The organism is Nocardia sp. NPDC058497, from assembly GCF_042720195.1.
Taxonomy (GTDB): Bacteria; Actinomycetota; Actinomycetes; order Mycobacteriales; family Mycobacteriaceae; genus Nocardia.
In genome coordinates this window covers 1-5,811 of sequence record NZ_JBHXMY010000381.1, presented here as the reverse complement: position 1 = coordinate 5,811, position 5,811 = coordinate 1, and the positions used below count along the sequence as shown (strand labels likewise).

Below are 5,811 nucleotides of genomic sequence, written 5' to 3'. Positions count from 1 at the left end.
CCCTCGAGCTCTATCTGGCGGGGGGTGGGGGGGGAGCGCTTCTTAGTTCTGTTTGAGGTCGCGGCGGGCGGCGACTTTGGAGGACAGGCCGTGGATCTGCACGAAGCCCTTGGCCAGCGACTGGTCGAAGGTGTCGCCCTCGTCGTAGGTGGCCAGGTTGAAGTCGTAGAGCGACTGCTCGGAGCGGCGGCCGTTGACCACGGCGGAACCGCCGTGCAGCACCATCCGGATGTCGCCGGTGACGTGCTGCTGGGTGTCCTGCACGAAGGCGTCGAGGGCGCGCTTGAGCGGGGAGAACCACAGGCCGTCGTAGGCCAGCTCGCCCCAGCGCTGCTCGACCTGGCGCTTGTAGCGGCCCAGCTCGCGCTCGATGGTGACGTTCTCCAGGGCCTGGTGCGCGGTGATCAGCGCGATGGCGCCCGGCGCCTCGTAGATCTCGCGGCTCTTGATGCCGACGAGCCGGTCCTCGACCATGTCGAGGCGGCCGACGCCCTGGCGACCGGCGCGGGTGTTCATCTCCTCGATGGCCTGCAGCACGGTGACCTGGCGGCCGTCGATGGCGACCGGCACACCCTTGTCGAAGGTGATGATGACCTCGTCGGGCGCCTCGAAGTTCACCGTCGGGTCGGCGGTGTAGTCGTAGACGTCCTTGGTCGGCGCGTTCCACAGGTCCTCGAGGAAGCCGGTCTCGACGGCGCGGCCCCACACGTTCTGGTCGATCGAGAACGGCGACTTCTTGGTGACGTTGATCGGCAGGTTGTTCTGCTCGGCGAAGGCGATGGCCTTCTCGCGGGTCCAGGCGTAGTCGCGGACCGGGGCGATGACCTCCAGGTCGGGCGCCAGGGCGCCGATGCCGACCTCGAAGCGGACCTGGTCGTTGCCCTTGCCGGTGCAGCCGTGCGAGACGGTGGTCGCGTTGTGGAACTTCGCGGCCTCCACCAGGTGTTTGACGATCAGCGGGCGGCTGATGGCCGAGACCAGCGGGTACTGGCCCATGTACATGGCGTTGGCCTGGATGGTGGGCAGGCAGTACTCGTCGGCGAACTCGTCGCGCGCGTCGACCACGATGGCCTCCACGGCGCCGCAGTCCAGTGCGCGCTGGCGCACCACGTTCATGTCCTCGCCACCCTGGCCCAGGTCGATGGCCACGGCCACCACCTCGGAACCGGTCTCCTTCGCGATCCAGCTGATGGCGACGGAGGTGTCAAGCCCACCGGAGTAGGCGAGTACGACGCGATCGGACATGTCTGTTGTGCTCCTCGAAGTGTGTACGTCATCTGCACGGGCTGCCTCGAGCAGTATGAATGCTCCGGCCGCCGGTTCGGCTCGCGCCGCTGCTGCAAATGATTATGCACGATGATGCAATCTCATTCATACCCGGGGGTAGTGCCGCCGGGAATTCACGCCGGACAACCCCGCAGAAATTGCCTGCCACCTGCAGAGACCTCGTCACAGCAACTTGGCAGCAAGCACCTTCTGTGAGACGCTGGTCACACAACCAGCCATCGGTCGGGGTCGAGGAGTGAACATGCAGCAGCTACGTGATTTCGCCGAGGCGAACTACGACCTGATCGGGGCCGTCGTCATCGGACTCGGCAATTTCGGGTTGACGGTCGCCAAGCTGGTCATCGACCTGGGTACGCCGATCCTCCAGGGCTATTTCGCCTGATCCCCCGAGTCCGCACCAGCACTGGGAGCACACCATGGAGGACGCGATCCTGCAGTTTCTGTCCGACCACTACGAATCCGGCGCCACCGCCGGCCTGGCCATCGGGCGGGTTCTCTTCGATCTCAGCGCGCCCCTGGCGCTGGCGATCCTGAATTTCCTAGCTTCCTGATCACCGAATCGAGTGGAGGCGGCTGTCGAGCGACGCCCGCACCCGGGGCCAGTCCTCGCTGGTGATCGAGAACAGCACGCTGTCGCGCACCGTGCCGTCGCTGCGCCGGAAATGCCGGCGGAGGGTGCCCTCGTAGCGGGCGCCGAGCCGCGCGATCGCCTGCTGCGAACGCTGGTTGCGCACATCGGTTTTCAGCTGCACCCTGCCGACGCCGAGCGTGTCGAACGCGTAGGCCAGCAGCAGCAGTTTGGTTTCGGGATTGACCGCGGTGCCCCAGACGGACGGTGTGTAGACCGTGAAGCCGATCTCGAGCCAGGCATCGCGCTGATGGGCGTCCAGGTAGGCGGTCACACCGATGACCGCTCCGGCCGGTCGGTCACCGATCGCCCGGCGAGCACGCACCGTCCACAGTTGCCACTCCCCCGATGAGCCCAGGTCGCGCAGGATGTCCTCGAGTTGGCGGGGATCGCGCGGCCGCCCGGGAACATGCGCCCACGCCACATCGTGGTCCAGCGCTGCGAAGAGCTCGCCGGAATCGGCCGCGGGATCCGTGGCGGTCAACCGCACGGTGTCACCGGTGAGCACCGCGTCGGCGGGGACGGGCCAGGTCATCTCCGGCCACACCTCATCGGAGGGTCTGGGGTCGGGGATCGGCTCGAAGCGGTCCGGTTCCAGGGTCTGTCGCACACCCGGAATATACGGCCCGAACTGCGCGCGACCCCGTCCGGACGAACCACAGATCGCCCGACAGCCGACACCTTCGCGTCCACGTGTGGCACTCTGGGAGAGCACTATTCGGCTCGCCACACGTGAGGACGAACAAGATGCTCCACTACATCGCGCAGGAATTCTCCACCCTCGGCAACGGCGTGCTCGATGTGGGCCGGGCCATCGTCGAACTGGTGCAGGACATCATCGACGTCGCGACTCCGAACAAACCGGGCGGCGGCCAGTACCCGTTCACCTGATCGGGCGTGGGCTCCCGCCGCCGACCGGAGCGCACCGCTAGTCTCCCCGGCATGGCGGCCGACGACGTGCAGCTCGACGCAGGCAGGGCAGGACTCGTCATCGCGCCGGGAGACGGCGGCGCGTTGCACAGCCTCACCGTCGACGGGACCGAACTCCTGCGGCAGGACCCGGGAACGGGCTGTTTCGTGATGGCGCCATGGGCGGGCAGGCTCGGCTACGGCACGCTCACCGTCCGTGACCGGACCTACCGGATGCCGATCAACAATCCGCCGCACAGCATCCACGGCACCGCCCGCGACGGCGCGTGGGAGGTCGTCACCGCTTCGGCCGCCGAGGCGACGCTGCGGCACCGGCTGACCGACCCGTGGCAGTTCGCGGGCACCGTCACCCAGACGTTCGCCCTCACCGACACCGGTCTCGCGCTGTCGCTGCGCATCGCCGCCGACCACGATCCCTTTCCCGCCCAGGGCGGTTGGCATCCGTGGTTCCTGCGCGAGGTGCCGCCCGCCACCGGACCGCTCGAACTCGACTTCCGGCCGTCCTGGCAGTACGAGCGCGGCGCGGACTACCTGCCCACCGGGCGGCACATCCCGCAGACCCCGCCACCGTGGGACGACTGTTTCGGCATGCCCGACGGTGTTCTCGTGCGCCTGACCTGGCCCGGCTTCCTCGAATTCACGATCAGCAGCCGGGTTCCCGACGTGGTCGTCTGGACGCTGCCGGCGGAATCACTGTCGGTGGAGGCCCAATCCGGCCCGCCCGACGGCGTGAACACCGATCCCAGGATGGTCACCCCCGACTCACCGCTCGACATCCGCGTCGACTGGACCTGGCGGCGGTTGTCGCCGAACTGAATTCGGCCACCTCACCCGGCGTCCTCGCATCGAAGACCCTGACCGAGCAATTCGAGCGCAAACGCCTGAGCGGCACCGCACCGCAACCGGTTACGGTGGCCAGGTGCCGATCACGCTCGCCCATCCGGTTGCGGTGCTGCCGTTCGTCCGACACTTTCCCGTATCTGCCCTCGTCGCCGGATCGATCGCGCCCGATGTCGTCTACTACCTGCCGGTCCCGCTCAGCGGCAGCACGACCCACTCGCCACTCGGCGTCCTGAGCTGGGATCTGGTGATCGGGCTGGCGCTACTGCCGGCCTTCCGACTCTCCGCCGCGCCTGCTGCCGCCCTACTCCCCTATCGCGTAGTACTGCCCGCACCAGTTCATTCCGGCGTCTGGCGCCGAGCATCGTCGACGATCATCGCCCTCATGCTCGGCGCGATGACCCATATCGTCTGGGATTCCTTCACCCGAACAACGGGTTTCGCGGTCCAGCACTGGGATCTATTGCGCGCTCCGGTTCTCGAACCACACAAGGCCTACAACGTGCTCGGCTACGCCTCGTCGCTGGTCGGCACGGCAGTGCTCGCCTATGTCCTCGTTCGCCGTACTCGCCGGCGCTCACCGACCATGCCCGTCCCGCGGCGCCGCGCGGTCCTCACCATTCTTCTCCTCGCACCTGTGGTCGCTGCCGCCTCGGCGGTCGACGACCCGGTCACCCGAACCAGCACCTACGACCTCATCCGCCACACGATCGTCGGCGCAGCCCAGGGTCTTGGCTGCGCCTGGACGATCTATCTGCTGCTCTGGCATGTCACGACGGCCGTCTCATCCCGCACTGACGAATCCGCGGACCAGCGCACCGACACCAACCCGGGCACCCGGCATGATGGGCGAATGCGGATCAGCGTCACCGGGCACATGAACATCACCGCCGCCACCGAACCTCTGGTCCGGGACGCGCTGTCGACCCTCCTCGCCGATGTCCCCGACCTGGTCGGCATCACCTGCCTCGCCCGCGGCGCGGACTCGGTCTTCGCGGAGGCGGTCCTGGACCTCGGCGGCCGACTCGAGGTAGTACTGCCCTCCCGGAACTATCGAGCAGCCCAGGTGAAGCCCGACGACCTCACCCGCTTCGACAACCTCCTCGCCCAAGCCCACACGGTCCGCGTAATGGACTTCGACGACGCGGGCAGAGCAGCCTACGAAGCAGCCAACCATATCCTCCTCGAACACTGCGACCGCCTGATCGCAGTCTGGGACGGCGACCACGGCGCCCGCGGCGGCACCGCCACCGTCGTAGCCCTCGCCCACACCCGCGCCATCCCCGTCGACATCATCTGGCCCCCGGGCGCCGCCAGGGAATAGCTGCCGACGCCCTCACTGATCAGTTCGTGCGGTCGATGCCGTTGTTCCAGAGCATTGCGATCGTGTCGTGCCGCAGGCGGTGCATATGTACTCGCGAATCAACCGCGGACTCGGCGAATTCCTTTCGCGAAATCGTCGAGAGCGGTGAGGATTCCGTCCGCATGCCAGACACGATTGCGTGCGCGCTGCGAAACCTCATGCAGCACACGGGATTCCACGAGGCGGTCGATGGCGCGTTGGGCGGCGACCCCGCTGATTCCGAATGACTGCGCGACGTAGGTGCTGTTCACGACCGGTTGGGCGATGAGCCGATCGATCAGCTTCCACGCTGCGGAATCCGCACGCGCGGTGGTCTGTTCGCGATACTCGGCACGGACGGAACGGAGTTCGTCGACGAGCCGACGACCGCTGCCGATGGCGTAGAAGGTCGCGTCGACGAACTGGCGAACAATCGGTTCGGGGTCACCGGATCGATACCGGGTCAGGGCGTCGAAGTAGCTCCCGGTGTTCACCAGCAGGCCTGCCGAGATGGGCACGGTGATGTGCCTGGTCAGCTGCCGACCGCTCAGCATCGCGTGGACGAGAGCGCGGCCGGTTCGGCCGTTGCCGTCGGTGAACGGATGGATCGTCTCGAATTGCGCGTGGGCGAGTGCGGTGTGCGCCAAGGCGGGTACATCGGTGCGGTTGACGAATCGGATCAAGTCGGCGATGGCGGTGGGGACTCGATCATGGTGTGGTGGAACGAAATCAGCCAGGTGCGGGCCGAGGTTGCTCCCGCCGATCCACACCTGCTGGTCGCGCC

General features: G+C 67.2%; 8 protein-coding genes. 5 read left to right on the top strand and 3 right to left on the bottom strand.

Annotated features, from left to right (window positions below):
• Window positions 1–42: 42 nt before the first annotated feature.
• Entirely contained in the window at window positions 43–1,245 is a 1,203-nt protein-coding gene (locus ACFWPJ_RS22535; protein ID WP_378854311.1) for an argininosuccinate synthase, read from the bottom strand.
• Window positions 1,246–1,528: 283 nt separating this feature from the next.
• Between ACFWPJ_RS22535 and ACFWPJ_RS22530 the strand changes: the two genes are divergently transcribed.
• Window positions 1,529–1,669, top strand: coding sequence for a hypothetical protein (locus tag ACFWPJ_RS22530; RefSeq protein ID WP_189034092.1), 141 nt, complete (start codon window positions 1,529–1,531; stop codon window positions 1,667–1,669).
• 34 nt (window positions 1,670–1,703) lie between these two features.
• Window positions 1,704–1,838, top strand: coding sequence for a hypothetical protein (locus tag ACFWPJ_RS22525; protein WP_378854309.1), 135 nt, complete (start codon window positions 1,704–1,706; stop codon window positions 1,836–1,838).
• Here the strand turns inward: ACFWPJ_RS22525 and ACFWPJ_RS22520 are convergent, their stop codons facing one another.
• A complete protein-coding gene (locus ACFWPJ_RS22520) occupies window positions 1,839–2,525 on the bottom strand; it encodes a GNAT family N-acetyltransferase (RefSeq protein ID WP_378854307.1) in 687 nt (228 codons plus the stop codon).
• Window positions 2,526–2,662: 137 nt separating this feature from the next.
• Here ACFWPJ_RS22520 and ACFWPJ_RS22515 point away from each other — a divergent pair, with 137 nt between their 5' ends.
• The 3 genes from ACFWPJ_RS22515 to ACFWPJ_RS22505 all read left to right on the top strand — a co-directional run bounded on the left by ACFWPJ_RS22515 (window position 2,663) and on the right by ACFWPJ_RS22505 (window position 5,009).
• Window positions 2,663–2,806: a hypothetical protein gene (locus ACFWPJ_RS22515; protein WP_378854306.1), complete on the top strand. Its 144-nt coding sequence runs from the start codon at window positions 2,663–2,665 to the stop codon at window positions 2,804–2,806.
• A gap of 51 nt (window positions 2,807–2,857) precedes the next feature.
• On the top strand, window positions 2,858–3,661 hold the full coding sequence (locus ACFWPJ_RS22510; protein ID WP_378854304.1) for an aldose 1-epimerase: 804 nt from the start codon (window positions 2,858–2,860) through the stop codon (window positions 3,659–3,661).
• A 103-nt stretch (window positions 3,662–3,764) separates the two neighbouring features.
• Window positions 3,765–5,009: a DUF4184 family protein gene (locus ACFWPJ_RS22505; protein ID WP_378854302.1), complete on the top strand. Its 1,245-nt coding sequence runs from the start codon at window positions 3,765–3,767 to the stop codon at window positions 5,007–5,009.
• A gap of 98 nt (window positions 5,010–5,107) precedes the next feature.
• Here the strand turns inward: ACFWPJ_RS22505 and ACFWPJ_RS22500 are convergent.
• Window positions 5,108–5,811, bottom strand: a 704-nt coding sequence (locus ACFWPJ_RS22500) for a Fic family protein (RefSeq protein ID WP_378854300.1), incomplete at its 5' end; no start/stop codon positions are given.

Bases quoted from the DNA above. Each gene is read 5' to 3' on its own strand.
- ACFWPJ_RS22530 (WP_189034092.1), top strand. From the start codon at position 1,529: ATGCAGCAGCTACGTGATTTCGCCGAGGCGAACTACGACCTGATCGGG.
- ACFWPJ_RS22525 (WP_378854309.1), top strand. From the start codon at position 1,704: ATGGAGGACGCGATCCTGCAGTTTCTGTCCGACCACTACGAATCCGGC.
- ACFWPJ_RS22510 (WP_378854304.1), top strand. From the start codon at position 2,858: ATGGCGGCCGACGACGTGCAGCTCGACGCAGGCAGGGCAGGACTCGTC.
- ACFWPJ_RS22535 (WP_378854311.1), bottom strand. From the start codon at position 1,245: ATGTCCGATCGCGTCGTACTCGCCTACTCCGGTGGGCTTGACACCTCC.
- ACFWPJ_RS22515 (WP_378854306.1), top strand. From the start codon at position 2,663: ATGCTCCACTACATCGCGCAGGAATTCTCCACCCTCGGCAACGGCGTG.